Below are 25,657 nucleotides of genomic sequence, written 5' to 3' on the forward strand. Positions count from 1 at the left end.
CGCGAGACGATTCGTTGCGTGAATCATCCCGCACGAAGCTCTAATCGACAATGCAGCCCGAATTGTGCGCGATGCAGGAAACAACACGCACGTCGAGAACGCCAGGAGGCGCCGGCGTCCTCGACGCTTCGGTATTTACAGACCGCCGCTGGTGTAGGCGGCCTTCACCAGTTTGCCCGAACGGCAGAGCGGCGCTCGAGTCGTAGGCGCGAGCACCTGCTTTATCTTCGACACGCCGGGCGAGGCGGGCGTGGCCGCGTTGAGATTCGAGCCTTGCGGCAGCACGCGGATTATCGCCATCATGCCGCCGTCCTCGTGCTCCAGGATGTGGCAATGATAAACGAAGTCGCCGACGACGGGCCCGCGAAAATCCATCCTAACCGTGATACTCGGGTACGGTCCCTTGCCGGTCCAGTACGGAACGTCAACCGTATCGAAGAACTGGCGCTGACCCGGCGGCACCGGAATACCGTTCACCGCTTCCAGTAAGTAGTGAATCTGGTGGATATGGAACGCGTGGACCTCGGAAGTGCGATTCTCGATGGTCCATTGCTCGACCGAACCCTGCGTCGTGGTGATCGCTGGCGGCAGATCGGGATTGAACGCGACCGGCGTTTGCCCATCGACCGTTATGAAAAACGTTTGCGGTTCGGTCTCAGTCTCGGAGAAATAGAGCTTGCGCTTGTTGGTGACTCGCGCCTCGAGGAGTCCGACGAAGCGCTGCGGATTAGGCAATCCCCACTGAATCGGCATCTTCGGGATGGCCTGCGCGCTGACGATTGACTTCGTGGTCTGGATATTCGCCAGCGGCCGCGCCGGATCGAGGTCGCCACCGGGGCCAGTGTCAACATTGCGCGTCACAAACTGGGCAACTTTCACCTTCGGTCCGGGGCTCTGCACGATGAATTCTCCGCGTCCCGCCGGCGGAATCAGGACATGCGTCGCGGGGAGCAATTGCCCGCGGCCGCTGCCGTCCTGCGAGCCGACCGGAACGCCATCGAGCGCGACGATCTGCACCAGCTGCGGCTTGCGGTCATACTGAAGCTGCACATCGATGACCGTGTCCGCCGAAGTATTCGCAACGCGCCAGAATTCGCTCGCCCCCGCGTTCATCGTGATGACTGCCGGTGGATAGCTCGGATATGGAATCGGTACGAAGTTGAGCGAGACATCCTTGGCGGGCGCGGGCGGCGTATCGGGGTCTCCGGGCACGACGTTGTCGCGCACGACCAGCACGCGCTGCGGCAGACCGGTCACAGCGTGCTGCAGATTCTCGATTCCATCGACGATGAGCGCGCCGGTCGCTCCGCCCAGCACCGCCATCTCGCTCAGCCCGTGGACGTGCGGATGGTACCAGTACTCCCCGGGAGGCTCGTCGGTCGGGAACTGCACGTTGTAGGTGAAGCTCTCGCCCGAGTTGATCAAGGTATGAATGACCTCGTCCTGGTGACAGACGGGAGCGGTGTTGGTGCCGTGAAAGTGGACGTTGGTCGATGAGCCATTCATCGTCGCGGCACCGCATTGGTCTGGCGGCGACACCTGCATCTGCATCGCGTCGGACTGCGCCGGCACCGGAGTGTCGTTGGTAATCGTCAGCACGAGGCTGTCACCCGGCTTGATATGCAGCGTCGGGGACTGGTTGCCGTCCGGCAACACATAGCAGAAAAGCCGGTTGCCGTTGGAATCCGTGCTCGTCTGGTAGGACATGCTGACGGTCAGGACGCCGTTCTTGCTGTAAAGGTCTTCCGGTTCGATGACCGGGCTGCCGGGCGCATAGCGAAAGCATCCGGCTGAAGCGTTCAGCGCAGGCAGTGAAAACAGGATCGCGTTAGCGGCAAGAAGCAGCGCTCGGGGGAAGGGCCGCATGTGGAGGCCTCCAAGGAACTTCGCAGACGGGTTTCAATGCAACAGACATGGCTCTGCCAGCGCTAACAAGCCCACGCTCTCAGCGACAGGCGCGTGTTAGCGGCGCAAGCATCATGCCGATGCCAGTGTTCATTACTCAGGAGATTCGGGCGGGCAGAGGCGGAAATGGGTCGTTTTTTCAGACTCGGTCAGGCTTTCCAGCGTGCGAAAGACTTCTTTGCGAAGAGTGTGAATCGCGCGCCCTGAACCAGTCGATACGCCGCCATCGCGGCGTCATATGCGGCCGAGCGAAGACTTGCGCCCGGCAGGCTGAGGCCCATCGCGATCGAGCATGCATGTCCCCCTCTTCCAAGCTGGAAGGTCGAGTCCACCGCATCAAGCATAAATGGCTCGCGGCCGAGCGATGAAACCACGGACCCAATCGCACACCCTGCGGCGACTCCGATAACGGCTACGGCCACTATCCACTTGAAGCTCTTCTTGGGGGCATTCTGCTCGGGCATCGTCGTTTCCTCGAGCCCTTTGACGGAGGCCGCTTCAGAATCGTTTACAGCCGCCGAAAAAAAATCTTCGCGCCCCGCCGTAAACGATCTTCCCCGGACCTTCGTCAAACGCTCCGAGCGGTAGTAGCATCGCACCGCGGACGGAAACGGCGGTGCGCCGTCCGGATGCCCCGTCAACCTGAGCCTGGCGATGCAAGTGGAGCTTTCCGATGAGGAATTGTGCAGACAAGTGGCGAGCCGCGACGCCCACGCGTTCGACCTTTTGGTCGAGCGTTACCAGGCGCGCGCCTTCCGCCTTGCCCGCTCGATCCTCGGCAACGACGCCGACGCGCACGACCTGTCGCAGGACGCGTTCATCCGGCTCTACGAATCCGCGCACAAGTTTGACGGGCGCTCGAGCTTCTCGACCTGGTTCCACCGCATCCTGGTCAATCTTTGTATCGATCAGCAGCGCCGCTCGAAGTGGTGGCGCAGGCTCGTGCCGCTATCGGGATCGGGTGACGACGACGATACGCCGCCGATCGATCCGGCGAGCGACGACCCCGGCCCGGACCTGCGCATTATCGAAAGCGAAACCGCAGGCGAACTCAGAGCCGCGCTCGATCGTCTGTCACCAAATCAGCGCGCCGCCGTCCTCATGCAGGCGGAGGGGCTATCGAGCAAGGAGATTGGACAGGTGCTGAAGTGCTCGGAGAGCACGGCGCGCGTCCACGTTTATCGCGCGGTCACCGAGCTTAAGAAGGCAATGAGAAACGTCTGATGTTTGAGAGGCATCCAGAAACCGCGCTTATCCCCTACTCGCGCGGAGAATTGAGCGGCGACGAGCGCGCCCGCGTCGAGGCGCATCTTCGCGGATGTGATCGATGCCGTGGGCTGGTCGAGTCGTCATCGGCGGTGCTCAACGCAGTCGGCCAGATGATGTCCGAGGTGCGCGAGCCCGACTGGATTGCATATCGCGCCGAGCTGCGCCGCAAGCTGGCCGCGCGCCAGGAGCCGCGCGAGGCGTGGTGGCGTCCGCGCCTCGCCTGGGGATGGATGAGCCTGGCGGCGGTGGGCGCCGCGGCGATAGCGCTGCTGCTGATCGTGTCAATTCGCAAGCCGCTTCAGCCCGCAGGACCGCCGATGGATCAGATTGCAATGGAATCGGAACTCAAAGGCGCCGACATCGGCCTGCTTCAGAACTACAAGGTTGTCGAGCATCTTGACCTGCTCGAAAACTATGATGTCATTGAAAACCTGCCCTCCACGCCTCAGCAGGGAAATGAGAAATCCTCTTAACCTCGTCGCGCTATCTATGATCGCAGCCGTAATAGCGTTCACGAGAGTTGACCCCGCCGCAGCGCAGGACCAACCACCTAGCCCTGAGATGCTACTGAATCTCGATCTGTTCAAGTCACAGGGGCAGCAGGGCGATGGCGGCGACACGGGCGGCGAATCGTTATTCGACAAAATCCGCGGGATGAATTCGATCGGGATGCTGGGCGGCAACGGCAACGCGCCCGCCAACTACCCCGTCGCGCCGCATGAAACGGATGAACCTGCGGCGCCCCCGCCTCCGCCACCTCCCACTGCACCGCAATCCGACTTCGGAGGTCAGCCCGAATGAACCTCCGGCGGATCATCACTGTCCTGCTCTTCCTGGCGCTCACAATTTGTGGATCGCAGACGGCGGCGAGAGCGCAGTTCGGCCCGCAAATGAGCCCCGCCGAGCGCGCCATGGCCGATCGATATCCGGACCAATGGGCGCGCCTCACGCCCGACCAGCGTCAGCAGGTGCTCAAGAACTATCGGCAGTGGCAGCAGATGTCGCCCGAGGAGCGCGGCGCGGCCCAGCGCAGTTTCCAGCAATACAAGAGTCTGCCGCCCCAGGAGCAGGAGCACGTTCTCGAGGGGCTTCGTCAATGGCGCGCGCTGCCTGAGGAACGCCGCCAGCAATTGCAGGCCGCCTATAGCCATTACCGATCGCTCCCGCCCGAGCGGCAGGAGCAACTGCGCCAGCGCTACCAGCGCTTCCAGCAGTTACCGCCGCAGCAGCGGCAGCAGGTGCTGCAGAACTACCATCGATGGCAGCAGATGACGCCCGAGGAGCGCCAGCAGGCGCGCGCACGCTTCGGCCGGCCGCAGCAACTCCCGCCTCCCGGACAAGAGCAGCATTTCAATCAGCCTCCTCCTGGGCAGCGCAAGCATGGAGGGTTCTGGCACTGGCATCACGGCAAACAAGGCAGCGGCTAAGCGCCTGCTACACGCGCTTCCAATCGAAACGCACTTCGACGCCGCTCAACGATCGAATGCGCGCGACGAGCCGCGCCACGCCCTGCGCTGAATCGAAGATGCCGCGCGAAGGCCTCGAATTGGCCACGCCGTCCGCCACCCATACAAGCTGCATCATGCAGCGGAACACCTGGTAATAACGGATTGCGTACATATCGAGTGCGCTCATCTTCCGGTAGGCGTGGGCGTAGCGCCGCGCGAGCAGTCTCAAAAGCGGGCCGAAGATCAATTGCAGCGGAGCGGGGACGCTCAGCGGAACCGCACTCATGTTGGCGACCGTCGATGCGACGTCGAGCTCGGCGGCGGCGATTGTCACGTTGCCCCAGTCGAGCACCGCGGACACCCGTCCCTTCTCACTAAGCACATTGAAAGGTTGAAAATCGCAATGGCAGATCACGGGACTGCGCTCGGCGAGCTGATTGGCTTCGAGCCAGCGGATCCCCGGCGTCAATCCCACAAGCCCCGCCTGTGCGCCCAGCCGCCGCATCCGCTCGAACCGCCCCGCGAAAGTGACGTGGTCGAGGAGACCTTGGTCCCTAAGCTTCGCCACTAAGGTGTCGGGTGCAAGTTGATGCAACCGATGCTGCAGCAGCGCCATTCGATCGAGGTCGCCGAATACCGACGGAATGCGCCCGAGCAGGCGCAACAGCTCACGCGGGCTGCGTCCGCTGCCAAGCCCGGCGAATTCCTGGACCAGAGTCGATCCGCGGGCAAGCTCCATGACGATAAAAGGTGCGCCGAGCCGCTCAGCGCCGGCCTCGAACAGCCACACGCGCGGAACCGGATAGCCCATCGCGGCAAGGGTGTTCTGCACCGTGGCTTCGAGCGCGGCGCGGTCGAGTTCCGGGCGCTGGCTGAAGACCCGCAGCACCATCGGCGCGTCGAGTCCGGCGGGCGCGCCTTCCACGGCAAAGGTAAACACCGACGTCTCGAAGCCGCCAGTCATGCGGCGCGGAGCCGCGGAATAGCGCAGATCGGGAGCCTGCCAGGCGGCGCCGAGGTGCGCCAGCAGCCGCTCGGCAAGGTCATCGCCGTGGCGATTGGATTCCGCTGCGCCTTCATGTAACATACGTAGACTACGGATGTTACGTAGGCAGACTACGCATGTCAATCGAAGCGCCGACCAGGAAAACCCTCAAGACCGAGCAGTCCGAAAAAACCCGCGCCGCCCTGCTCCGCGTCGCGCGCGCGATGTTCGCTGAAAGCGGCTTCGCCGCAACCTCGCTCGAACTCGTCGCCGAACGCGCCGGCGTCACCACCGGCGCCGTCTATCACCAATATCGCGACAAGCGGCGCCTGTTTCAGGCCGTTGTCGAAGAGCTCGATGCCGAGGTGTTCCAGTCGATTCGCGAACGCTCGCGCGAGCACGTCGATCGCCAGGCGTGGCAAAGACTGGTCGCGGCCGCTGAGCTGATTCTCGATTCCTTCACCGACCCGGTTTACTGCCAGATCGTCATGGTCGACGGCCCCGCCGTGCTGGGCTGGAAGGTCTGGCACGAGATCAGGGCCAATCACATCCTGCGCTACATCCGCGACGCCTTCGAAGCGCAGATGGCGCTTGGCCGTATCGCGCGCGAGCCGGCCGAACCGCTCGCGCACGTGGTGTTCGGCGGGTTTACCGAAGCCGGACTCGCCATCGCCAATGCCGCTGACAAGCGTGCCGCGCGCAGGGAACTCGGCGCTGCGACGCTTCGGATGTTCAATCGGCTCAAGCTGCGCGACGCGAAGAAAAAGTCACGCCGCGCCTAACGCGCGTCCAGGCGCTTCATCGATGGCGGTGCTTGCGCGCTTTCGGGCGCGGCCATTCGACTTCGAATGATGCGCCGGGCACGAGTTTCTGAAATCGTTGGCGCGCCGCCAGCAGTGCTGCGCATACGCGTTGGATATCGGCGCTTTTGAGCGGACACGCATCCGGATGCTGCGGCATCCAGCGCTGCGCGAGACGGGCCTGTGCCGCGACCGATGCGGGCGGTATCCCTTTTTCGACCAGTTCGATGAAACTGCTCACCAGAACTTCGGCCTCGACCGCGTTCTCCTGATTCAGCTTGAGCTGCTCCTTGGAGTGCGCCGCCGCGTCCGGTGTCGGGCGGCGGCCATCGAGGATCTCGATGCCCTTGAAGAGCGCGCCATCGGCGACGCGGCCCCAGAACCCGCGGCGCAATCCGAGTTCCCGCTCGACCACGAAGTGCGCCAAATCATGCGGCAGCCACGAACTCCGATCGTAAGAAGGAACCTTCAACTCCACGCCATCATCGCGCACGATCGAAGTCGTATATCGTCTCTCCCCCGTCCGCGAAAACGTGATCTTCACTTGGAGTGTGCCGCTACGATCGCGGCGATTCGATCCATTGACTCCGGCAGCCTCCGCTCAGGATGACGTGGATGGCAGCCAACAATCAAAATGACAGAAAACCATTTTTTCACAGACTCTCGGGATGACACAAAAAAACAACGCTCGGAATGACGCCCAGACTGTTGCGATCGTACACCAAAGCGGCGCACGGTCGTCATGATGGCGCTTGATTCAGCACTTCGGCGAGGTGCAGCACGTGGCGGGTTGGGAAGAACTGACGGATTTGGGCGCGGCAGGAGAAGCCGTCGGCGATCACGATCGTGTCGGGTGCGCTGTTCTGAATTGCGGGAAAGAGCACCCGGTTCCCTATCGCTCGGGAGATTTCGTAATGCTCGCGATCGTAGCCGAATGCGCCCGCCATCCCGCAGCATCCGGCGTCGATCACTTCGACCTGGAGTCCCGGCGTTTTTTTGAGGATCGCGATCTCGCCATCGATTCCGGCAAGCGATTTTTGATGGCAATGGCCCTGAAGTAGCGCATGAGCGTTCACCTCGCCCGGTGCGTATCCGGGAACTTCGCGTGCGAGGAATTCGTCGAGCATTAACGAATTTGCGGCCAGCGCTTTCGCGCCTTTATCATCGGGAAAAAGCGAGGGCAGCTCGTCGCGGAAAGTCAGGATGCAGCTCGGCTCGAGTCCAACGATCGGCGTGCCGCGCGATGCGATCGGGCCGAGCGTGTCGATAATTTCTCTTAGCTGCCTGCGCGCGCGCTCGAGCATGCCCTGGTCGTACAGCGGGCGGCCGCAGCATAGCCACCGCGCCGGAATCGAAACGCGAAAGCCTTCGCGCTCAAGCACTTCGACCGCGGCGATCGCGACCTGCGGCTCGAGGAAGTTGTTGAACGTGTCCGGAAACAGCACGACCTCGCGAGCGCCATGCGACGACTTCGGACGCGAGGCGAACCACGACGTAAAACCCCGGCGCGCAAAACGCGGCAGGCGCCGTGACCGATGGATTCCGAGTGCGCGCTTTCCGATCGCTCCGAGGATCGGCGCGTTGGCGAACGCATTGAACAGCACGGGCGCGTGTGACGCGGCGTGTGCGACTTGCGGGAAGCGCCCGAAGAATACAGACGACAGCGGCCGCGGATTGCTCGCATAGTAGTTCGCGAAAAACTCGGCGCGGTACGCCGCCATGTCGATCGACGACGGGCATTCGCTCTTGCACGCCTTGCAGGAAAGACACAGGTCGAGCGACTCCTTGAGCGCAGCGTCGCCGAAACCTCCCGGCAGCAGGTCCGTCGAGAGCGCCTCGAGCAGGAGGCGCGCGCGCCCGCGTGTGGAATGCTTTTCCTCGCGCGTCGCCATGTACGACGGGCACATCGTGCCGGCGTCGGTCTTGCGGCACTTGCCGATACCGACGCATTTGAGCGCGGCCCCGGCGACTCCGCCCTCCTCTGCCAGATTGAAATGCGTGGTGACGGTGCGCGGCAGGTAATTCTCTCCGAGCTTCAGATGAGAATCGAGCGGATGCGGATCGACGATCACGCCCGGGTTCATCATGCGATCGGGATCGAAGATACGCTTGAAGTCGCGGAACGCCTCGATGAGGTCCGGCTTGAACATCAACGGCAGCAATTCCGAGCGCGCGATTCCGTCGCCATGCTCGCCCGACATCGAGCCGCCCAGCTCTGCGACCAGCGCGCCGATTTCTTCCATCGCGGCGCGGAAGGTCGCGATACCGCGCTTGCTCGCGAGATCGAAGCTCACGCGCGCGTGAACGCATCCCTCGCCGAAATGACCGTAATAGGTTGACAGCGTCAACTCGTGGCGCGCGAGGATCGCGTCGAAGCCGCGCAGATACTCGCCGAGCCGCGCCGGAGGCACGGCGCAATCCTCGGCACCCGGCCACGTTCGCGGCCGCCCCTTGAAGTACGCGCCCGAGCCGAGACCGGATTCGCGGATCCGCCACACGCCGGTGCGCTCAGCCGGATCGAGAAGAACCGTCGCGCCACTGCATTCGTCGATTCGCTCGGTATGCGCGATCAGGCGTTCGGCGCGCTCGCGCACTTCGTCGTCATCGGCGCCGCCAAGCTCGACGAGCAGAAACGCTTTGCCCGCAGGCAGTAGATCCACAGCGGGCATCCGCTTCATGCGCGCGAAGTCGGGCAACTGATGGTCGAAGCCTTCGAGCGCTTCCGGACGATGCTCGAGCAGCCACGGCATCTGGTCGGCGGCGAGGAAGACATCATCGAAACCGAGCACGACCAGCGCGAGTTTTTTTGGACGCGGAACCGCGCGCACCCACGCGCGCGTCGTAACGCCGAGCGTGCCTTCGGATCCGACGAAAGCGCGTGAGAGGTTGAACGGCGCCTCGGGCAGAAGCTGATCGAGATTGTAGCCGGAGACGCGGCGCGGCAGTTTTGGATAGTTGGCGCGCACCGAAGCGCCGACACGATCGCGCAAATCGCGGAGCTTGGCGTAGATCGCACTAGCGCGATCGCCGCGAGCGACTGCCGCATCGAGCTCCGCCTCGCTCATTGCACCGCCCAGGTGAAGCGAGGTCCCGTCGTAGAGCATCACGTCGAGGGCTTCGAGATTGTCGACGGTTTTGCCATAGGCGGCGGAATGCGCACCGCAAGAATTGTTGCCGATCATCCCGCCGAGCGTGCATCGATCTTTGGTCGAGGGATCGGGCGCGAAGAAAAGACCATGCGGCGCGAGTGCGGCATCGAGCGCGCTCTGAATACATCCGGGCTCGACCTCGGCCGTGCCGCGCGCCGCGTCGATCCGCCTGACGTGGTTCATGTACTTCGAGAAATCGAGCACGAGCGCCGCATTGCAGGCCTGGCCGCCAAGGGCAGTACCACCGCCGCGCGCCAGGATCGGCATCGCATTCTCCCGCGCAATCGCGAGCGCTGCGGCGACGTCGCCCTCGTGACGCGGGATCACGACGCCGATAGGCACCTGGCGATAGTTCGAGGCGTCAGTCGCATAGACCGCGAGCGTGCCGGCATCGAAGCGCACCTCGCCCTCGATACGCAAGCGCAAATATTTCTCGACCGACGCTGGAGTGGCTTTCACGCTCTCGATTGTAGTGAAGCGATGGGCAAAGAGTGAGCCGCAAAGCTGAGCCCGGCTCGCATCGAATAGTTACTCATGAGTGACTAATCGTCGCGAAGAAGTCTGATTGGCCGCCGAAGTCGCGATAAACTATTAGTACTCCTAATCGACGCAAATTGTAGCTTTAGGATTAGTGTATTGCGTCCACTTGTCTTTAATCTCGCTTAAAAGTATTAATTTCGTCTTGTCCTACTGAAGTTAGGACATCGGCGGCTGAGCTAGCTGTAGACCGCGTTGCCGTCGCTATTGGTGGGGTCCTGAAATTTCAAGACGAAGACGTTTCCGTCAAAAGACCGCGGAGGAAAAAAATGAAAGTGATGACAAAAATAGCCTTGCAAGCTGTGGCAATCGGCGCCTTTGCGCTCATCGCCACCGGACTGGCATCGCGTCCGGCAATGGCGGCGGAGCCGCCAAGTTGCGATCAGCAGTACACGTACTGCGTTGGAGATGCGGCCTCGAGCTTCCAGTGCTGCATGTACGAAACCGACATCAGCCTCACGGTTCCATATTGCGAAATGCGCCCAGCGCTCGCGAAGAACTCGAAGCTTACGCCGGTCATTTGCGGCTCGCAGTTGTCGAGTGCGATCGGCGGTTGCGCTTTCCAATACGGACTTTGCATCGCGCATCCTACCACCGCCAAGTAAGAACGATCCGGGCAGATTCGATGACGAGCGGGGCATCACTGCCCCGCTCTTTTTTCGACGCGCGAATTAATAGCAACGTCACAGCAAGGGCGAGAACCTTGGTGGCCGAGGCTGATTCTTTGCACACCAGGATTGCTGAGTCGTAATCGGCCATGCGAGCTCTCGACAGCGGCGACATCCAGAAAAGCTAACGCCCAAGCGGCGGCGCGACGCGCCGTCGACCGCTCCTGATCTGCACGCGGATTTCAGGGCTGCTCACTACAAGTTAAGTCGATTTGCTATTTCGCCGTTGCAGGGCGGACCGCGGGCGACGCGATCGCTACCTGGCGGGTGGCGGCGGCTCGGTCGCGGGTGAAGAACAGCGAGGTTATGTAGAGCGTCATCGCGACCAGCGAGATTTCGATCCAGATGCCCCAGCCGTGATGGGCCGCGATGTAGAGCATCAGCGGTGCTGAGATCGCTATCCAGGCCCTGAGCGCAAGGCCGAAGAATGCCCATCCTGTCGCTTGCAGCGCGGGCGAAATATCTTCGAGCGTTTCTGAAAATTGCGCGGCCCACGGCACGTAGCCGATGGCGAGGAAGCATCCCATCAGCGTGGCGACCAGGGCGAGCGTTGCGCTGGTCGCGCCGTGGGTGAACATCGGCGCCCAGACTGCCATCAGGATCGTCGCCAGCGTCGCGCCGATCACCGCGATCGGCTTGCGCACCTGGAGCCGGTCCGAGACGTAGCCAGTCGTGATCAGCACCAGCAGGTTGGCAAGCCAGAAGTACGACGTGACGCGATTGGCTTCGGCGGCGCTGTCCTTGAACGCCTCGGTGAGCATCAGCGGTCCGAAACTCTGGATCGCGATGTAGAGCGTCAGGTTCGCGCACATCCCCAGCACCAGGATCCAGACCTCCGAGTGCACGAGCAGCTTCGCGAACGCGTCGCGCGTGCTGGCCGGCAACTCTGCGGCCTTCGGCGTCCGCCGCCCCTCGGCTTCCATCGAAGCGATCTCGGTTTTGAAGATTTGCAGCCGCAGCACCGGGCTCAAGTCCTTCAGCCACAACAGGATCGGCAGGTACATCGCGAGGCCGAGGAAGCCGGTGATCCAAATCTGCGATTGCCAGGTGTGATAGATCGGCAGCGTCGCGCCGGCGATGAAGTTCGCAAGCCAGTTCGCGCCCACCGGGCCGATCGTGAAGAAGCCGAAGGCGAGCGCGCGGCTGAGCCGCGGCGACATGTCGCGCACCAGTGCCGCGCCCGCGCCCGCCATCAAGCCGCCGACGATCGCCATCGAGGCCCGCACGATCACGAACGTCGCGATGTTGACAATCAGTAGATTCGCGAAAATCAGGATACATACCACGCCGAGGCTCGCATCGATCAGCATCACGCGCCCGTAGCGATCGGCGAGCGGTCCGCCGAAGAACGCCGAGACGCCCGCGATCAACACGGCGAACATCACGAAGAAGCCGTAGCCGGTGTGACTCATATGCAGGTACGGCAGGATGATCGGCAGGATCGGTGCGAGCTGAAATTCAAACGAGGCGAGAATCGTGGCGAGCACGGTGAGCCCGAGCAGGGTCCATCGATGCGCACCGCGCGGATATTCGTTCAGCGTGCGAGACGAAACGAACGAGCCCATCGGCACACCCCTTCGCACGAGCGGCGAGCGCCCGCGCATACACAGCCCAGGGTTTTCCCTTACAACCTGTGAGCGTCAAAACTCAAGACGAAAAAAATCGCCGCCGCTGGCGGACACGGATTTTGCCTGCTAAGACCGCTTAACGTTCGGAAAGGATTGGGCCGCGATGGAGATCAAGAGTCCTTCAGTTGGCAAGGTGCTGCGCGTCGAGGTCGAGGCGGGCGCGGAAGTCGCGCGCGGCACCGAGGTGATGGTTATCGAATCGATGAAGGTCGAGATCCCGATCAAAGCGCCGGCGGCCGGGCGCATCAAGGAAGTGCGCGTGAAGGCGGGCGATCAGATCCAGCGCAATCACGTGCTGGCGATCATCGAAACATAAGTCGCGGGCCTCAGCGCTCGATCACGCCGTCGCGTGAGATATCGAGGTGATAGGCAATTTCCTTCGCGAGTTGATCGGGATGCGCGCGATAGTGCTCGACGTGCGGCGCGCCTTTGAGCGCCGAAAGAACGCGATCAACGGAAATCTGCTCGAAGCCGAGGCGGCGGAAGAAGTCGCCTGCGTCGGTGCTGAAGAGGTAGAGATGCTGCGCCCCGCGCGTGTGAGCGGCCTTGCGCGCGGCGGCGACGAGCGCGGCGCCGATGCCGCGCGAGCGCATCGTATCGACCACATACAGGGAACGGATCAGCGCCGCATCGAGGCGCGGCTCGACGCCGACCATGCCGACTGGCTCGTGACCGAAGTACGCCAGCAGGCAGCACGACGAGGGCGCGTCGATGCCATCGGTGAGCATCGCAGCACGCTCGAGGAGCGCGCGCACGAGGGCGAGGTCGCGCGTCTGCTCGATTACGAGCTCGCCCTCGCGATGCTTGCGTATGACCATCGGCTATTTCTTGGGCGGCGGAAAAAGCTGTGTGCCGCTGTCGTCAACGATGGTGATCGCTTTGACCGGACACGAGCGCGCTGCGGCGACGATCGAGTTATCGCTTGCGCCCGTCGGGTTCACGACGTCGGACTTGCCTTCGTCGTCGAGCTGGAACACGGCCGGCGCGGTCTCGACGCAATCGCCGCTGCCGATGCATCGCGTTTTGTTGACAGTAATTTTCAGGGGCATCTGGTTCTCCTATTTTGCTGTAAGACGTGGATCGTCAAAGGAAAGGCAGATCGCGTTTGCGGCGATTACTTTAGTCGCCGCGATCTGTGACGGATCAAAATGCTTGAACGTGTTTTGCAGCATCTGCTTTGACTGCGCGTTGGCGTTGTACTCGACCATGCTCGCCTTCAGTTGCTCGCGCTGGTCACGCGACGCTAGGGGATGAGTCGGGACTGCAGATGTTCATCGGAGCCGTCGGATCGACTTGGTTGTTCGCACCGAGCGGGGGAAGCATCAGCAGCCAAAAAGCCGCGCGCCGTTCGCATCCTGAAAGCGAAGGCAGGAGGAGAAGCGCGAGCGCAGCGGCACGGCGGGCATCCTTCATTTTCACTCTGTGACCTTACAATCGAGCTGGCAGAAGCTTACCCGAACTGGCGATTTTCTGAATAGTCGCGCGAAGACGCCGCTATCGGCGATTTGAATCTCCGCGCGCCGCCGCTAATACTCAAGCGCGATGGCGGATATTGTCGGCATCGGAATCGATGTGATCGAAGTCGAGCGAATCGAGCGGGCGCTCACGAATCCCGCGACTGGTGCGCGGTTTCGCGCCCGCGTTTACACACAGGGCGAGATCGACTACTGCGAGTCGCGCGGCAAGCCGCGCTTCCAGAGCTACGCGGCGCGGTTTGCGGCCAAGGAAGCGACGATGAAGGCGCTGGGGACCGGATGGAATCGCAACGTCGGGTGGAGCGAGATCGAGGTCGTGCGACGGCGCGGCTCGGCACCGACGATCGTGCTGGCGGGGAAGGCGGCGGAGTTCGCGCGCAAAAAGAGCATCGGGCGCTTCCACTTGAGCATCACGCATACGAGCAAGGAAGCCATCGCACACGTGATCGCGGAGCGGTGATGTTCAAGGAGTCGCTCCTACGTTTCAGTCATCTTGAAATCGATGGCCACCACTTACTCTGCGATCCTGGCCAGGCGCTACTTCGCCGACGATGACGCGGCGGGCGATGCCGCCGCGGTCTGTTCCATCAGCAACCGGGCGGGGCGATTTAGCTGAGTGAAGTAGTAATCGCTTACTGAGTATACCGCTTTGCCGGCGCTCGAGGTTGCGTAGTAGTCGGTGCGGGGACCGGCCTGCTCGCCGGGGGCTGGCGCGCTGGTCGGAGTTACTGAAATTTTCGAGAGTTTGATCTCGCCGAGCGGCCTGCCGTCTTTGCCGGAGAGCGCGATATCGATCGCGGGCGCGTTCATGCCGAAGGGCATGAAGCTCGGCATTGGATCGGCGACGATCGAGTTGCCTTTCAGATCGCGAATCTGATCGAGGAAGCGCTCGACGTCGGCGACGTCGCCGGGCGAGGTCTTGCCGCCCGCGGTGATTTCCCACTTGCCGCCCGGCGCGCGCTTGATCGTGAACTGCTCGTTGGTTTCCTTCACGTTGATGGAATCGACCGCAGCGGGGTCGAATGCGAACACCGTCTTGTCGCGGAAATCGAGCAGCGAGCGATTCACTCCCGACATCACGTATTCGTGAACGGTATACACCGGAGCGCGCTCGCCGCGGCGCACGTAGATTCCGTCCTTGCCCGATTCGGTCTGCTTGAAGCCGAAGAGCAGCGACTGCTGGGTGCCGTCTTTGAGATAAACGGTGATCGTCGCATGCGGTTTTTCGAGGCCGAATTTGGCGACATCAGAGGGCGTATCGGTGATGAAATCGGCGACCTTGGCGTTGACCAGCTCGCTGATCGCCTCGCGCACTACAGTGTCATCGGCCTTGTAGGGAGCGGGTTTCACGATTTTCCAGTTGTCGCCGTTGCGATCGATTTCGATCGTCGTGCCGTCGTCCTTGATCAGCTCGAGTTTCTGCACGTCTTCGGCCTTGAAGGTCATGAGATCGCGATCGCGCAGCTCGGAGAGCGTCTTGTTCATGCCCGACTGGAACGCTGCCTGCGTGAGCATCACAGCCGGCTTGTCGGTCGTCTTGATATAGGCGTTGAAACCAATCGGCGTGGTCTTGCCGATTTCGATCCCAGGCAAGGTCTTGCCGTCGAAAGTCGTGATCGTGACGGTCGAGTTCGGATTGACCAGACCAAACGGCGCGAGATCCGCCGGCTTGTCATCCACGGTTTTGACGAGCTGACAATCAGCTATCGCGCGCGCCAAGTTGTTGGCCGCGGTCTGGTCGGCGTCAGCGCCAATCGGCCTGGTGATCATCCAGGTGCCGCCCTTTTTGCGCTCGAGCTGAATTTCGCGGTCAGGATATTTGAGATCGATCTTCGCGATATCGGCGGAGTCGATCTTCATCAGCTTCTGCGTTTGCTCGGCCGGCTGGGAGAACTTGCCGACGTAGAGCGCATAGCCGCCGATCACAATCAGCACAGCGAGCGCGATAATCGTGTTGCGAAAGCTCATCGGAGAATCAGAACCACCGCGCGCCGGCTAGTTGCGCCGTTCCCACCATACTGCGATGCCCGCGATCAGCAGCAGCTCGGGCAAGAGAAGCACCGCCAGCGCGAATACGATCGCGAACTGATCGACGGTCAGGCGGAAGCGCGACGCGCGAATCGAACGCGGTCGAATGGAAATCTGATTTTCCTCGCCCGACAGCCAGTCGGTGCTGTTGATGAAGAAATCGCGATTGTAGAACGTGGTGCCGTACTGATTGTTGGCGAAATCGGTGCTGCCGATCACGACGATCTTGGCGTCGCCCTTGCCGGCTTTCATGGCATCGAGGTCGGCCTCGACCGCCTCGGCAACTGTGAGCGGACCGCGGATGTCTTTCGCGTCGAGCTGCGCTTTTTGCTGGCGGAAGAGGGTGTCGAGATCAGTCTCGCCCCAAGAGCTGTCGCTGGTCTTGGCGAGCGAGGTGACGGTCAGGCCATCGGGCAGTTTGCTTTGCGCGCCGATCGATCGCGCCATCGGAAAAACCGTCTGCTGCGTGAAGTCCTTGGTAATCGGATGCACGCCGTAGCTATGCACCATCGGATTGAGGCCCAATTCGGGACCCGCGAAGAGCCGCACGACCTGGTCAACGATAATGTCGTTATCGACGGTCACGCCCCAGTCGCCGAGCAGCTTGATCAGCGCCGTTTCGTCGATCGGCTGATCGGGACGTTGCGGGCGAAGAGTCACGAGCACACGGCCGCCGCGCTTGAGATATTCGGTGAGCGCGTCGATCTCATGCGGGAGCAGCGGCTTCACCGGACCCGCAATCGCCAGCAAGTTGATATCGTCTGCGACCTTGGGCTGCGAGGCGAGCAGCAGCTTGCGCACCTCGTAGCCCTCGCCTTCGAGATCCTTGCGGATCGAGCCGTACCCGGTTGGGTCGTCGTTACTGTCGATATCAGCTTCGCCGTGGCCGTCGAGGAACGCGATCACTTTCTTGGTCGAGCGCGTGACGCGCACGATCGCGTTGGTCAGCGCCTCTTCGGAAAGATCGGTGACGTTGGTGCCGTCGCCCTCGTCGCCGCCGTATTGCAGATGCGTGGTGCCCATCACCGAGACCTTGTAGCGCTCGGCGAGCTCGGGATGCTTGTCGGGATCGACCATCTCGAACGTCACCTTGGGCGACGCGTAAGCATACATGTCGTAGATGTCGCGGGCCTGCGGGCTTTCACCGCCCTGGAAGAACCCGTACAGCTTGAGCGGCTTCTGAAGATTCTTGACGACGCTGACGGACTGGCTCGAGAGGCTGTAAACCTTTTCCGAGGTCAGATCGATTCGCGAATGATGGAGCGATCCGAGGTAGTTAATCGCACACAGGATCAGGATGAAGACTATCGAGTAGAGCAGCGCGTTGAGGCCGTAGCGCGTCGAGCGCGATCCCGCAAGTGACGCGAGATCCGAGTAGCTCGACATGATCCAGAGGATCAGTGCGAACACGCCCGCGACGACGTTGGCCCAGACGAAGAGCTTGAAGCCGGCCGAGATGAAATAATCGATCAGCCCGAACGAGAGCAGGACTAGACCCAGGATTCCGTAGAGCGCCGACGATCTTCGCATGGTCTGTTACCGCCAGCGCACCGACTCAACCGCGCGTTGAGTGAGGAAGAGCGCGACCGTGATCACGCTCGCGAAGTAGATGAGGTCGCGCGTATCGACAATCCCGGAGACCATCTGGCCGAAATGATCCGGGAGCGACAGGTAGCGCAGCAGGTCGCCAAATTGCGAGCCACCAGCTTGCGCCGGCCACGAGATCACGTACAGGAGCAGCAGGATACCGAAGCAGCTGATCGCCGCGATGATCTGGTTCTGGGTGAGTGAGCTGGTGAACAGCCCGACCGAGACGAAGGTAATAGAGAGCAGCGCAAGTCCGATGTATCCGGCCATCATCACGCCGACTTCGGGATTCCCGAACATCACGAGGATGAGCGGGAAGATTCCGGCCAGGCCGATCATGATTAGCATGAAGACTGCGGCCGCGATGAACTTGCCGGCGACGATCTCGCCAGTGCGCACGGGCGCGGTGAGCAGCAGCTCGTAAGTGCCGGTGCGCTTTTCCTCGGCGAAGCTGCGCATCGTGATCGCCGGGACCAGGATGACGAGCACGATCGCCAGATTGTGCAGAAGCGGCTCGATCACGGCGCTATTGAGATTCAAGCGCGCCAGCACCTGCGGATTCTGCATCGCGGTGTACGCGTTCAGCATCACTTCGAAGTAGCGCAGCATGTTGAAAAAGAAGAAGCCGCCCAGCAGCAGGAATACCGACATCACCACGTAGGCGACCGGTTGTACGAAGTAACCCGCGAGCTCCTTGCCCGCGATTGTGATTGCGTTCTTCATGTCGCGGTGTGCGAGGATCAGGTGTGTCCCGCCCCCACCTCCTCCAACGTCTCTTCGGCGGAGCCACTCTCGGCATGACCCTCTTTGGCGATGGCGTGCAGGAACACATCTTCGAGCGAGGTGCCGGCCGGCAGCTGAGCGAGATATTCCTGGAGCACGACGTGGCCGTCAGCGATAATCACGACCTTGTCGCAGATCTGAGAGACCTCGGGCAGGATATGCGTCGAGAGCACGACCGTGCGGTTGCCGGCCAGCTCGTGGATGAGCCCGCGAATCTCGTGAATCTGCCGCGGGTCGAGACCGATCGTCGGCTCGTCGAGCACCAGGACCGGCGGATCATGGATAAGAGCCTGCGCGAGTCCGACGCGCTGCCGATAGCCCTTGGAGAGCTGACCGCATATGCGCCCGGCCATGTCGGTCAGGCCGCATACGTTGAGAACATGATCCAGGGCCGCATCGACCTTGCTCTTTGATACGCCGCGCAGCCGCGCGACGAAACGCAGATACGCCTCGACGCGCATATCGGTGTAGAGCGGAGGGTTTTCCGGCAGGTAGCCGATCTTGGCGCGCGCGGCGAGCGAGTTGCTGAAAATATCCAGGCCGTCGATCAGGACGGTGCCCGACGTCGCCGGCATAAAGCCGGTGATGATGCGCATCGTGGTGGTCTTGCCCGCGCCGTTGGGGCCGAGGAAGCCCAGGATCGAACCGCTTTCGGCTTTGAAAGAGATTCCTTTTACTGCGACGAAGTTGCCGTAGCTCTTTACTAGGTTCTTGACCTCGATCATTCGGATCGTCCGATCTGACTCGTTTGATGAAACCGCCGGTTATTGATCCCGACGGTGCAGCAGTGCCGCGAATTCAAATTACCCGCGGCGATCGAAGAAATAAACACGCGAGTTGGCACTGTCAATACGGTACTCTGCTGACCGCGCGTTATCGTACTTTTACTTTAGGCTCTGACTTCGCAAGCGCGACGCTATCGGATACCTTCGACGCATGGCTGCTGAAGCCCGCAAAGATCTGATCCTGGTCGATGGATCCGGCTACGTTTTTCGCGCGTTTTTCGCGTTGCCGCAGCTCAACAACTCGCGCGGGATGCCGACCAACGCCGTGTACGGTTTCATCCGGATGCTGCTGAAGCTGCTCAAGGAAGAACGGCCGACGCATATCGGTGTCGTATTCGATTCGCCCAAGCGCACCTTCCGCGACGATCTCTTCGCCGACTACAAGGCCAATCGCGCCGAGGCGCCGAACGACCTCGTCGTCCAGATTCCGTTCATTCATCGCGCGGTCGAAGCGTTCCGCATCAAGAGCATCGTGCGCGAGGGCTACGAGGCTGACGATGTGATCGGCACGCTCGCGGCGCGCGCAGTCAAATCGCACTTCGCGACGACGATCATCACGGCTGACAAGGACTTCATGCAGATCGTCGGCCCGCATATCACGCTCTGGGACACCATGCGCGATCGCCGTATCGCAGCGCGCGACGTGCGCGATCGCTTCGGCGTCGAGCCGTCCGCGCTCGTCGACATCCAGGCGCTGACGGGAGACTCGATCGACAATGTCAAAGGCGTGCCGGGCGTCGGCGAGAAAACCGCGTGCGCGCTGATCCAGAAATTCGGCAGTATCAAGGAGCTTTACGCGCATCTCGACCAGATCGAGGAAGCTGGAATCCGTGGCGCAAAAAAAGTTGCGGGCCTCCTCGCCGAGCATCGTCAGGCCGTCGACCTCGCGCTGAAGCTGGTGAAAATCGAAACGGCGATGCCGCTCGACATCGAGCCCGACATGCTTTTGTGGCCCGGTATCGACGAGCCCGCCGTGGCCGAGCTCATACGGGAGCTGGAATTCAACTCGCTGATGCAGGAAATCGCGCCGTCACAGGCCGAACTGCCGATGGGCACGACATCGAGCGAAGTCATCGTCACGGCCGCGGACCTGCCCTCCGTCATCATGAAGCTCGGCGCGTGCGATCGCCTCGGATTCGATCTCACGCTGAGCCCGATTGGCGAGGCGCGCCTGCAAATCGCAGGCGGCGGCGAGAGCTACACCTTCGAGCAGGGGCTCATCGGCAAAACCGCCGAGCTGCTGGCGAACCAAAAGCAGCCGAAGGCCGTACATGATCTGAAAGCTCATCTGCTGCGCCTGAAGCGCTACGGCGTGCGTCCGGCGGGCGTGGATTTCGACACGATGATCGCGGCGTTCCTCATCAACGCGGGCAAGCCCGAACCCACGATAACCGACCTCTACCACGAGTATCTGGCGCCGCTCGGTACTCGCGCGATTCCCGGCAGCAATGCCGAAGTCGTTGCCGCGCTACAAGCTCCGCTCAGCGCGCGACTCGAAGCTGACGGACTCGCAAAGCTGTTTCACGAAATCGAGATGCCGATTGCGCTTATCCTCAACGAAATGGAGGCGCTCGGCATCGCCGTCGATCGCGAGGCGCTCGCGACGATCTCGCGCGAGTTCGACGAGGAGGTGAAGCGGCTCGAACGCGAGTGCTACGACGCCGCCGGCCGCACCTTCAACCTCAACTCGCCGATCCAGCTCCGCGAAATTCTATTCGATCACCTGAAGCTCGCGACCAAAGGGCTCAAGAAGACCAAGAGCGGCTATTCGACTGATGCCGACACGCTCGAAAAGCTGGCGGCCGCGCATCCGATGCCGCGAAAGCTCATCGAGTACCGCGTCATCGCCAAGTTGAAATCGACTTATGCTGATGCGCTCTCATCTCTCATCGCAACTGATGGCCGCGTACATACGACGTTTCATCAGGCCAACACAGCGACGGGTCGAGTGAGCTCGAGCGATCCGAACCTCCAGAACATCCCGACGCGCTCGGTCGAGGGCCGGCGTATCCGGCGGGCATTCGTGCCAGCGCCCGGCTATGTCCTGCTGTCTGTCGATTACTCGCAAATCGATCTTCGCGTATTGGCGCATCTTTCGGGCGACGAGACGCTTGTCAGCGCATTCCGCGAGGGCGAGGATATCCACGCTCGCACCGCCAGCGAACTGCTCGGCGTTTCACGCGACAATGTCGATGCGGAAGCACGTCGGGTGGCAAAAACCATCAACTTCGGGATCATTTACGGGATGGGCCCGCAACGGCTCGCGGCCCAGCTCGGGATTGCGCTCGCTGACGCATCCGACTACATCAAGCGCTATTTCGAGCGACTCCCCGGGATTCGGGTGTTTATGGATGAAACCGTGCGGCGGGCGCGCGAGACCGGCTACGTCACGACGATGTACGGGCGGCGGCGCTATGTACCCGAGATAAACGCCGGCCCGGGAGGTGCGAGGGCGCAGGCGGAAAGAATCGCGATCAATACGCCGATCCAGGGCAGTGCTGCCGACCTTATCAAGATCGCGATGATCCGCGTCGATGCCGAATTCAAGAAGCAGGAGCTGGATTCACGCCTCTTGCTGCAAGTTCACGATGAGCTTTTGATAGAGGTTCGCAAAGAACGATTGCAGGAAGCTGCCGCGCTCGCAAAACGCGAGATGGAGGGAGTGGCAGAAATGAAGGTGCCGCTGCGCGCCGACGTCAAATCGGGTTCCAACTGGGCCGAAATGGACCGGGAATCATGAAAATTCCCTTGAATTTCGGACCCTTCAACTGCGTCTATTCGAATTGAGAAACCCCGGCCGCCAGGACGGCGACGAAGCCGAGCTCATCGAACGGGCCCTCAAAGGCGATTCCGGCGCCTTCGGCCAGTTGGTTGAGCGTTATCAGCGACGCGTCGTCGGCGTGGCGATGGCCGTGGTACACAATCAGGACGATGCAATCGAGCTCGCACAGGAAGCCTTCATCAGGGCCTATGAGAACCTGTCCAAGTTCGAATCACGATCAAGTTTCTCGACCTGGCTTTATCGCATCGCAGCAAATCTCGCGATCGATTTTCTGCGCCGCGAGGGACGCCACGTCGTTTTGCGCGGTGAAGAAGCCGACACTGAATTCAATCGACTGCCCAGCGATCAAGGCGATTCTTTTAAGGAGACCAGCCGCACGGAACTGTCGGCGCGCCTTCACGATGCGCTGGGGGAGTTGACGGCGGAACATCGCGCGGTGATACTTTTACGCGAAGTTGAGGGCTTATCCTACGATGAGATAAGCGAGGTGCTTCAGGTGCCACGTGGCACGGTAATGAGTCGCTTACACTACGCACGCGGCAAGTTGCGTGCGATTTTGAAAGACCTGTCCGGAGAATGAAGCTAGCAATGGCTCAATGCAGTGAAATAAGCCTTCTGTTGGGCCCCTTCGGAGACGGTGAACTCGAATCCGGCGAAATCCGCGAGGTCGCTTTCCATCTGGCCCGATGCGAGAGTTGCGCCGCGGAACTCGCCGACCTGACCTCGCTCGGAAACGAGTTGCGCCTAAACGCCATCGAGCCTGCGCTCGACGGTTTCCAGCGCGCCGTCATGAAGCGGATCGACGAACTGCCCGAACCTTTCACGACTCGGGTCAGCGACTGGTTCGCGGGACTCTCGCGCCGCCTCAGCACAGGGTTCGCGATGGGTGCGGCGATGGCCGCGGTCGCGGCGATTACGACGATCGTCGTGACGCCCTACGCCGAGCGCTTTTCCGTCAAGCATCTGGCGCAACCGATGCGCGAGCTCGCGAGCGTGACGCATCTGCCGCCCGTTTCGGGTCCGCGTGAAGTCGCCTCCGCGATCCCTGCCTCTGCGCTGAAGGTCGCCAGCAACAGCGGGACTGCGCCTGATGTCCGCGAGATTTCAGGCGTGACGCATTTGACTCCCGACCAGGAGCCGGTGGCGCAAGCCTCGGCGATTTCCGACGAAGCGATGGCGATGGCACAGAATTCCGAAGCGGTGATCTCGAAGCTCGAATCCGAGAGCCCCAACGTCGCCGTGTGGAGCGAACCGCAGAACGACACGACCGTCATCTGGCTTCCCGATCAGCAGCAGTAAGCTGGCATGCGGCTTAGCCCCGGAAGTTTGCCGATCGTCCTGGTGGTGATGCTTGCGCTGCTAGCGTCCGGCAACGCATCTGCGAAGCCCGCGGTTCCAATGGTCGAGCTGCACGTCGATGCCGTCCTTGCTTCCGACACCAACCAGGGAATCGACAAGCGGCTGGCCACCTCGATGGGCCATCAGCTCCAGGGCCTTTTTCCTTTCACTACCTATCGCCTCGAGACTCACGAAGACGGCCGAACCCAGTGCGGCAAGATGATGGCGTTCGCGCTTCCGGGCGGCCATATGCTGCACGTTCAGCCGCGCGCCATCGACGGCGACATGATCGCGATGGAGTTGGTGCTGTTCGATGGTCCGCACACGATGATGACCACCGACCTCAAGCTTCGGAACAATGGACGCCTCATTCTCGGTGGCCAGCGCTACGAGAAGGGCATGCTGATCATTTCGATCGGCGCCAACGCCGTCGAAGAAACTCCAGGTCAATAGCCGCTAACGGGGCGGCATCCTGAGCGCACCGTCGAGGCGGATCGTCTCACCGTTGAGCATCTGGTTCTCGACGATTTGCCGCGCGAGTGACGCGTACTCGCTCGCACGGCCGAGCCGCTGCGGGAAGGGGATTCCGGCGGCGAGCGCTTTTCGTGCCGGCTCGGGCAACCCTGCGAGCATCGGAGTTTCGAACGTTCCCGGAGCGATTGTGCAGACGCGAATTCCCACCGACGAGAGATCGCGAGCGATCGGCAGCGTCATACCGACGACGCCGCCCTTTGACGCGGAATAAGCCGCCTGCCCGATCTGACCATCGAAGGCGGCGACCGATGCGGTGTTGACGATCACGCCGCGCTCGCCATCGTCAGTGACGGGCGATTGCTTTGCCATCTGCGCCGCGGCGAGCCGGATGATATTGAACGTGCCGATCAGATTGACGCTCAGCACTTTGGAGAAGAGGTCGAGCGAATGAGGCCCTTCCTTGGTGATCGTGCGCATCGCACGGCCGATACCGGCGCAATTGATCGCGATATGCACGGCGCCAAACTTCTTCACGGTCTCAGCAATCGCGGCCTCGCCCTGCTCGGCCGATGCAACGTCGGCGGTGACAAAGATCGCATTCGCGCCAAGCGACTCGGCAACTTTCGCCCCCGGCGAGGCGGGCAAATCAAGAATCGCGATTTTCGCACCGGCTGACGCGAACTCCCGCGCCGTCGCCTCGCCGAGTCCTGATCCGCCGCCAGTGATCACCGCAACTGCATCTTTGAGTTTCATGATTCCCTCGCAAGTAGAGCCGTAAAGGCGCACAAGAACCTACGACCCTCGGTCACCCGATGCAACGGGGTCGGACCTTCAGCCCGCGTGCGAAAGCAGATCTAGGAGAGAGTCAGGGAATACGAGCCGAGTGCGACATAGTTCGCGAGCACTGCGGCGTTATCGCCCCTGGCGAATGTAAAGGTGCAATCGATGAACTTCACGTTGGAGAGCATCAATGGTCCGCCGCGATATATTATGTGCATCTTTATAAGCGTCACGTTCCGCCATAGGGCGCCGTCGAGGGTTTGTTGACCTCCGATGATTCCGCCACTGAATGGTATTTTGGCCAGCTCGCCCGATTGCGCAGCGCGAGGTAAATCGAACATCTCGACGCCCGGGTCTCCACGCCAGACAAATTTGCCGTAAGCCGGCGCTTCGTTTAGCTGACTGATTGTCAATGCGGAACGAGTCTCCCTGGTCTAGCCCAGGATCGCAGGCACGGGCGCGATCGCCGAGCGATACGCCGCCAGCGCAAGGTTCGCCTTATAGGCGGGTTCGGCGACCCGTGAGGGACCGGGAAATTGTGCTTCGATCTCCTGGAGCGATGTGACCGCGTGCTTGAGGAAAGAAGGCTCAACCGGCACGCGACCGTCTGTCGCCATGTCTGTCAGAATTGCCGCAGCTTTAAGGTTCGCAGCCGCATCGGCCAAATTGCCCGCTTTGGCCGCCTGCTTGGCGCGCCAATAGAATTCCTTCATCAAATCAGCGCGCAGATGTTCGAGTTTGGCGTCAGTTTGATTCCCGATTTCGACGGGCAGTTCAGTCAGTTTGATTTCGATTGCAGTTAAGCGGTTCAGAATCGATAGTGTTTCAACGAACTGGACGCTTCCTACCAGGATCAGGACCACAATTAGAACTTGCCCCCCACGGCTCGATAACGAGCCTCTTCATCAACAAGCTACTCAGTCCCGTAAGAATTATTTCTGGTTCTTGCTTACCGTTCCCGGAGCGCTCGGCCGTCGAACTTTCCACTTTTGCAGAAAAAGATGCGACCGATCCGGCGGAAGCGTCAACGCTATCTATTACGTGCATCGTCTATCTTTTTGATGCTGATAGTCGACAATTCGTCATCGCCCGATGATCGCATTCGAGGCCCGCGCGGTAAGGATGAACGTTTCGGCCCGAACCCACGATCAATGGCAGACCACCATCATGAGTTCGCGGACAACTCGTGAAAATAGCGGATCCCCGAGCCGTCTTTTCGGCTACGCGATCGATCCT

Annotated in this window: 29 protein-coding genes; 11 read left to right on the top strand and 18 right to left on the bottom strand. The window is 61.5% G+C overall.

Going from position 1 to position 25,657, the window contains the following annotated elements; genetic code table 11:
* Positions 1-135 precede the first annotated feature (135 nt).
* Together VMA09_17275 and VMA09_17280 are read right to left on the bottom strand one after the other, a co-directional pair.
* Positions 136-1,866, bottom strand: a complete 1,731-nt coding sequence (locus tag VMA09_17275) for a multicopper oxidase domain-containing protein (protein HUA35365.1) — start codon at positions 1,864-1,866, stop codon at positions 136-138.
* Between the two features lie 188 nt (positions 1,867-2,054).
* Positions 2,055-2,369 (bottom strand): hypothetical protein, encoded by a 315-nt coding sequence (locus tag VMA09_17280; GenBank protein ID HUA35366.1) that lies wholly within the window; start codon positions 2,367-2,369, stop codon positions 2,055-2,057.
* 229 nt (positions 2,370-2,598) lie between these two features.
* Between VMA09_17280 and VMA09_17285 the strand changes: the two genes are divergently transcribed.
* The 4 genes from VMA09_17285 to VMA09_17300 all read left to right on the top strand — a co-directional run bounded on the left by VMA09_17285 (position 2,599) and on the right by VMA09_17300 (position 4,601).
* Complete coding sequence (locus VMA09_17285; GenBank protein ID HUA35367.1) at positions 2,599-3,129, top strand: RNA polymerase sigma factor; 531 nt, start codon at positions 2,599-2,601, stop codon at positions 3,127-3,129.
* Positions 3,129-3,647, top strand: a complete 519-nt coding sequence (locus tag VMA09_17290; GenBank protein HUA35368.1) for a zf-HC2 domain-containing protein — start codon at positions 3,129-3,131, stop codon at positions 3,645-3,647. Before VMA09_17285 ends, VMA09_17290 begins: the two co-directional genes overlap by 1 nt.
* Positions 3,648-3,735: 88 nt before the next feature.
* Complete coding sequence (locus VMA09_17295; protein ID HUA35369.1) at positions 3,736-3,975, top strand: hypothetical protein; 240 nt, start codon at positions 3,736-3,738, stop codon at positions 3,973-3,975.
* Entirely contained in the window at positions 3,972-4,601 is a 630-nt protein-coding gene (locus VMA09_17300; protein HUA35370.1) for a DUF3106 domain-containing protein, read from the top strand. Before VMA09_17295 ends, VMA09_17300 begins: the two co-directional genes overlap by 4 nt.
* A 7-nt stretch (positions 4,602-4,608) precedes the next feature.
* On the opposite strand, the gene VMA09_17305 is transcribed toward VMA09_17300, so the two are convergent.
* Positions 4,609-5,709: a phosphotransferase gene (locus tag VMA09_17305; GenBank protein HUA35371.1), complete on the bottom strand. Its 1,101-nt coding sequence runs from the start codon at positions 5,707-5,709 to the stop codon at positions 4,609-4,611.
* A 35-nt stretch (positions 5,710-5,744) separates the two neighbouring features.
* On the opposite strand from VMA09_17305, the gene VMA09_17310 reads away from it, so the two are divergent.
* The gene (locus VMA09_17310; GenBank protein HUA35372.1) at positions 5,745-6,389 is read left to right on the top strand and encodes a TetR/AcrR family transcriptional regulator; all 645 of its coding nucleotides are present in this window, start codon (positions 5,745-5,747) and stop codon (positions 6,387-6,389) included.
* A 16-nt stretch (positions 6,390-6,405) separates the two neighbouring features.
* Here VMA09_17310 and VMA09_17315 read toward each other — a convergent pair whose 3' ends face one another.
* From VMA09_17315 to VMA09_17335, 5 genes are all read right to left on the bottom strand, one after another.
* Positions 6,406-6,885, bottom strand: a complete 480-nt coding sequence (locus tag VMA09_17315) for a hypothetical protein (protein ID HUA35373.1) — start codon at positions 6,883-6,885, stop codon at positions 6,406-6,408.
* Positions 6,886-7,147: 262 nt separating this feature from the next.
* Positions 7,148-10,015: an FAD-binding and (Fe-S)-binding domain-containing protein gene (locus tag VMA09_17320; GenBank protein HUA35374.1), complete on the bottom strand. Its 2,868-nt coding sequence runs from the start codon at positions 10,013-10,015 to the stop codon at positions 7,148-7,150.
* 460 nt (positions 10,016-10,475) lie between these two features.
* On the bottom strand, positions 10,476-10,673 hold the full coding sequence (locus VMA09_17325; GenBank protein ID HUA35375.1) for a hypothetical protein: 198 nt from the start codon (positions 10,671-10,673) through the stop codon (positions 10,476-10,478).
* A gap of 8 nt (positions 10,674-10,681) precedes the next feature.
* Positions 10,682-10,852: a hypothetical protein gene (locus tag VMA09_17330; protein HUA35376.1), complete on the bottom strand. Its 171-nt coding sequence runs from the start codon at positions 10,850-10,852 to the stop codon at positions 10,682-10,684.
* Between the two features lie 124 nt (positions 10,853-10,976).
* Positions 10,977-12,326 carry an MFS transporter gene (locus tag VMA09_17335; protein ID HUA35377.1) on the bottom strand — a complete coding sequence of 450 codons (1,350 nt, stop codon included), beginning with the start codon at positions 12,324-12,326 and terminating at the stop codon, positions 10,977-10,979.
* Between the two features lie 166 nt (positions 12,327-12,492).
* Between VMA09_17335 and VMA09_17340 the strand changes: the two genes are divergently transcribed.
* A complete protein-coding gene (locus tag VMA09_17340) occupies positions 12,493-12,705 on the top strand; it encodes an acetyl-CoA carboxylase biotin carboxyl carrier protein subunit (GenBank protein HUA35378.1) in 213 nt (70 codons plus the stop codon).
* Between the two features lie 10 nt (positions 12,706-12,715).
* On the opposite strand, the gene VMA09_17345 is transcribed toward VMA09_17340, so the two are convergent.
* Genes VMA09_17345 through VMA09_17355 form a run of 3 tightly spaced genes read right to left on the bottom strand, consistent with a single transcriptional unit; the run spans position 12,716 to position 13,597 of the window.
* Complete coding sequence (locus tag VMA09_17345; GenBank protein HUA35379.1) at positions 12,716-13,207, bottom strand: GNAT family N-acetyltransferase; 492 nt, start codon at positions 13,205-13,207, stop codon at positions 12,716-12,718.
* Positions 13,208-13,210: 3 nt separating this feature from the next.
* Positions 13,211-13,438 (bottom strand): ferredoxin, encoded by a 228-nt coding sequence (locus VMA09_17350; GenBank protein HUA35380.1) that lies wholly within the window; start codon positions 13,436-13,438, stop codon positions 13,211-13,213.
* Between the two features lie 9 nt (positions 13,439-13,447).
* On the bottom strand, positions 13,448-13,597 hold the full coding sequence (locus tag VMA09_17355; GenBank protein ID HUA35381.1) for a hypothetical protein: 150 nt from the start codon (positions 13,595-13,597) through the stop codon (positions 13,448-13,450).
* A 334-nt stretch (positions 13,598-13,931) separates the two neighbouring features.
* On the opposite strand from VMA09_17355, the gene acpS reads away from it, so the two are divergent.
* Positions 13,932-14,324 carry a holo-ACP synthase gene (gene acpS, locus VMA09_17360; GenBank protein HUA35382.1) on the top strand — a complete coding sequence of 131 codons (393 nt, stop codon included), beginning with the start codon at positions 13,932-13,934 and terminating at the stop codon, positions 14,322-14,324.
* Between the two features lie 77 nt (positions 14,325-14,401).
* Here the strand turns inward: acpS and VMA09_17365 are convergent, their stop codons facing one another.
* From VMA09_17365 to VMA09_17380, 4 genes are read right to left on the bottom strand one after another with little or no spacing between them, the layout of a single operon-like run.
* On the bottom strand, positions 14,402-15,832 hold the full coding sequence (locus VMA09_17365) for a DUF4340 domain-containing protein (GenBank protein HUA35383.1): 1,431 nt from the start codon (positions 15,830-15,832) through the stop codon (positions 14,402-14,404).
* A gap of 27 nt (positions 15,833-15,859) precedes the next feature.
* Positions 15,860-17,422, bottom strand: coding sequence for a Gldg family protein (locus VMA09_17370; protein HUA35384.1), 1,563 nt, complete (start codon positions 17,420-17,422; stop codon positions 15,860-15,862).
* 6 nt (positions 17,423-17,428) lie between these two features.
* A complete protein-coding gene (locus VMA09_17375; GenBank protein HUA35385.1) occupies positions 17,429-18,202 on the bottom strand; it encodes an ABC transporter permease subunit in 774 nt (257 codons plus the stop codon).
* A gap of 17 nt (positions 18,203-18,219) precedes the next feature.
* Positions 18,220-18,987 carry an ABC transporter ATP-binding protein gene (locus VMA09_17380; protein ID HUA35386.1) on the bottom strand — a complete coding sequence of 256 codons (768 nt, stop codon included), beginning with the start codon at positions 18,985-18,987 and terminating at the stop codon, positions 18,220-18,222.
* A gap of 211 nt (positions 18,988-19,198) precedes the next feature.
* On the opposite strand from VMA09_17380, the gene polA reads away from it, so the two are divergent.
* From polA to VMA09_17400, 4 genes are read left to right on the top strand one after another with little or no spacing between them, the layout of a single operon-like run.
* On the top strand, positions 19,199-21,787 hold the full coding sequence (polA, locus tag VMA09_17385) for a DNA polymerase I (GenBank protein HUA35387.1): 2,589 nt from the start codon (positions 19,199-19,201) through the stop codon (positions 21,785-21,787).
* Positions 21,788-21,830: 43 nt separating this feature from the next.
* A complete protein-coding gene (locus VMA09_17390) occupies positions 21,831-22,409 on the top strand; it encodes a sigma-70 family RNA polymerase sigma factor (GenBank protein ID HUA35388.1) in 579 nt (192 codons plus the stop codon).
* A gap of 8 nt (positions 22,410-22,417) precedes the next feature.
* Positions 22,418-23,128 carry a zf-HC2 domain-containing protein gene (locus tag VMA09_17395; GenBank protein ID HUA35389.1) on the top strand — a complete coding sequence of 237 codons (711 nt, stop codon included), beginning with the start codon at positions 22,418-22,420 and terminating at the stop codon, positions 23,126-23,128.
* Positions 23,129-23,134: 6 nt separating this feature from the next.
* A complete protein-coding gene (locus VMA09_17400; GenBank protein HUA35390.1) occupies positions 23,135-23,620 on the top strand; it encodes a hypothetical protein in 486 nt (161 codons plus the stop codon).
* Between the two features lie 3 nt (positions 23,621-23,623).
* Here the strand turns inward: VMA09_17400 and VMA09_17405 are convergent, their stop codons facing one another.
* The 3 genes from VMA09_17405 to VMA09_17415 all read right to left on the bottom strand — a co-directional run bounded on the left by VMA09_17405 (position 23,624) and on the right by VMA09_17415 (position 25,134).
* Positions 23,624-24,394 (bottom strand): 3-hydroxyacyl-CoA dehydrogenase, encoded by a 771-nt coding sequence (locus VMA09_17405; protein ID HUA35391.1) that lies wholly within the window; start codon positions 24,392-24,394, stop codon positions 23,624-23,626.
* A 101-nt stretch (positions 24,395-24,495) separates the two neighbouring features.
* Positions 24,496-24,762 carry a hypothetical protein gene (locus tag VMA09_17410; protein ID HUA35392.1) on the bottom strand — a complete coding sequence of 89 codons (267 nt, stop codon included), beginning with the start codon at positions 24,760-24,762 and terminating at the stop codon, positions 24,496-24,498.
* A gap of 93 nt (positions 24,763-24,855) precedes the next feature.
* Complete coding sequence (locus VMA09_17415) at positions 24,856-25,134, bottom strand: hypothetical protein (protein ID HUA35393.1); 279 nt, start codon at positions 25,132-25,134, stop codon at positions 24,856-24,858.
* Between the last annotated feature and the right edge of the window lie 523 nt (positions 25,135-25,657).

It is taken from the genome of Candidatus Binataceae bacterium, assembly GCA_035508495.1.
GTDB lineage: Bacteria > Desulfobacterota > Binatia > Binatales > Binataceae > JASHPB01.

What these genes read in the sequence shown, in the direction of transcription:
- VMA09_17275 (HUA35365.1), bottom strand. Translation starts at nt 1,866, where the DNA reads ATGCGGCCCTTCCCCCGAGCGCTGCTTCTTGCCGCTAACGCGATCCTG.
- VMA09_17280 (HUA35366.1), bottom strand. Translation starts at nt 2,369, where the DNA reads ATGCCCGAGCAGAATGCCCCCAAGAAGAGCTTCAAGTGGATAGTGGCC.
- VMA09_17290 (HUA35368.1), top strand. Translation starts at nt 3,129, where the DNA reads ATGTTTGAGAGGCATCCAGAAACCGCGCTTATCCCCTACTCGCGCGGA.
- VMA09_17295 (HUA35369.1), top strand. Translation starts at nt 3,736, where the DNA reads ATGCTACTGAATCTCGATCTGTTCAAGTCACAGGGGCAGCAGGGCGAT.
- VMA09_17300 (HUA35370.1), top strand. Translation starts at nt 3,972, where the DNA reads ATGAACCTCCGGCGGATCATCACTGTCCTGCTCTTCCTGGCGCTCACA.
- VMA09_17305 (HUA35371.1), bottom strand. Translation starts at nt 5,709, where the DNA reads ATGTTACATGAAGGCGCAGCGGAATCCAATCGCCACGGCGATGACCTT.
- VMA09_17310 (HUA35372.1), top strand. Translation starts at nt 5,745, where the DNA reads ATGTCAATCGAAGCGCCGACCAGGAAAACCCTCAAGACCGAGCAGTCC.
- VMA09_17325 (HUA35375.1), bottom strand. Translation starts at nt 10,673, where the DNA reads ATGCAAAGTCCGTATTGGAAAGCGCAACCGCCGATCGCACTCGACAAC.
- VMA09_17330 (HUA35376.1), bottom strand. Translation starts at nt 10,852, where the DNA reads ATGGCCGATTACGACTCAGCAATCCTGGTGTGCAAAGAATCAGCCTCG.
- VMA09_17335 (HUA35377.1), bottom strand. Translation starts at nt 12,326, where the DNA reads ATGGGCTCGTTCGTTTCGTCTCGCACGCTGAACGAATATCCGCGCGGT.
- VMA09_17340 (HUA35378.1), top strand. Translation starts at nt 12,493, where the DNA reads ATGGAGATCAAGAGTCCTTCAGTTGGCAAGGTGCTGCGCGTCGAGGTC.
- VMA09_17345 (HUA35379.1), bottom strand. Translation starts at nt 13,207, where the DNA reads ATGGTCATACGCAAGCATCGCGAGGGCGAGCTCGTAATCGAGCAGACG.
- VMA09_17350 (HUA35380.1), bottom strand. Translation starts at nt 13,438, where the DNA reads ATGCCCCTGAAAATTACTGTCAACAAAACGCGATGCATCGGCAGCGGC.
- VMA09_17355 (HUA35381.1), bottom strand. Translation starts at nt 13,597, where the DNA reads ATGGTCGAGTACAACGCCAACGCGCAGTCAAAGCAGATGCTGCAAAAC.
- acpS (HUA35382.1), top strand. Translation starts at nt 13,932, where the DNA reads ATGGCGGATATTGTCGGCATCGGAATCGATGTGATCGAAGTCGAGCGA.
- VMA09_17365 (HUA35383.1), bottom strand. Translation starts at nt 15,832, where the DNA reads ATGAGCTTTCGCAACACGATTATCGCGCTCGCTGTGCTGATTGTGATC.
- VMA09_17370 (HUA35384.1), bottom strand. Translation starts at nt 17,422, where the DNA reads ATGCGAAGATCGTCGGCGCTCTACGGAATCCTGGGTCTAGTCCTGCTC.
- VMA09_17375 (HUA35385.1), bottom strand. Translation starts at nt 18,202, where the DNA reads ATGAAGAACGCAATCACAATCGCGGGCAAGGAGCTCGCGGGTTACTTC.
- VMA09_17380 (HUA35386.1), bottom strand. Translation starts at nt 18,987, where the DNA reads ATGATCGAGGTCAAGAACCTAGTAAAGAGCTACGGCAACTTCGTCGCA.
- polA (HUA35387.1), top strand. Translation starts at nt 19,199, where the DNA reads ATGGCTGCTGAAGCCCGCAAAGATCTGATCCTGGTCGATGGATCCGGC.
- VMA09_17395 (HUA35389.1), top strand. Translation starts at nt 22,418, where the DNA reads ATGGCTCAATGCAGTGAAATAAGCCTTCTGTTGGGCCCCTTCGGAGAC.
- VMA09_17400 (HUA35390.1), top strand. Translation starts at nt 23,135, where the DNA reads ATGCGGCTTAGCCCCGGAAGTTTGCCGATCGTCCTGGTGGTGATGCTT.
- VMA09_17405 (HUA35391.1), bottom strand. Translation starts at nt 24,394, where the DNA reads ATGAAACTCAAAGATGCAGTTGCGGTGATCACTGGCGGCGGATCAGGA.
- VMA09_17410 (HUA35392.1), bottom strand. Translation starts at nt 24,762, where the DNA reads ATGTTCGATTTACCTCGCGCTGCGCAATCGGGCGAGCTGGCCAAAATA.
- VMA09_17415 (HUA35393.1), bottom strand. Translation starts at nt 25,134, where the DNA reads ATGAAGGAATTCTATTGGCGCGCCAAGCAGGCGGCCAAAGCGGGCAAT.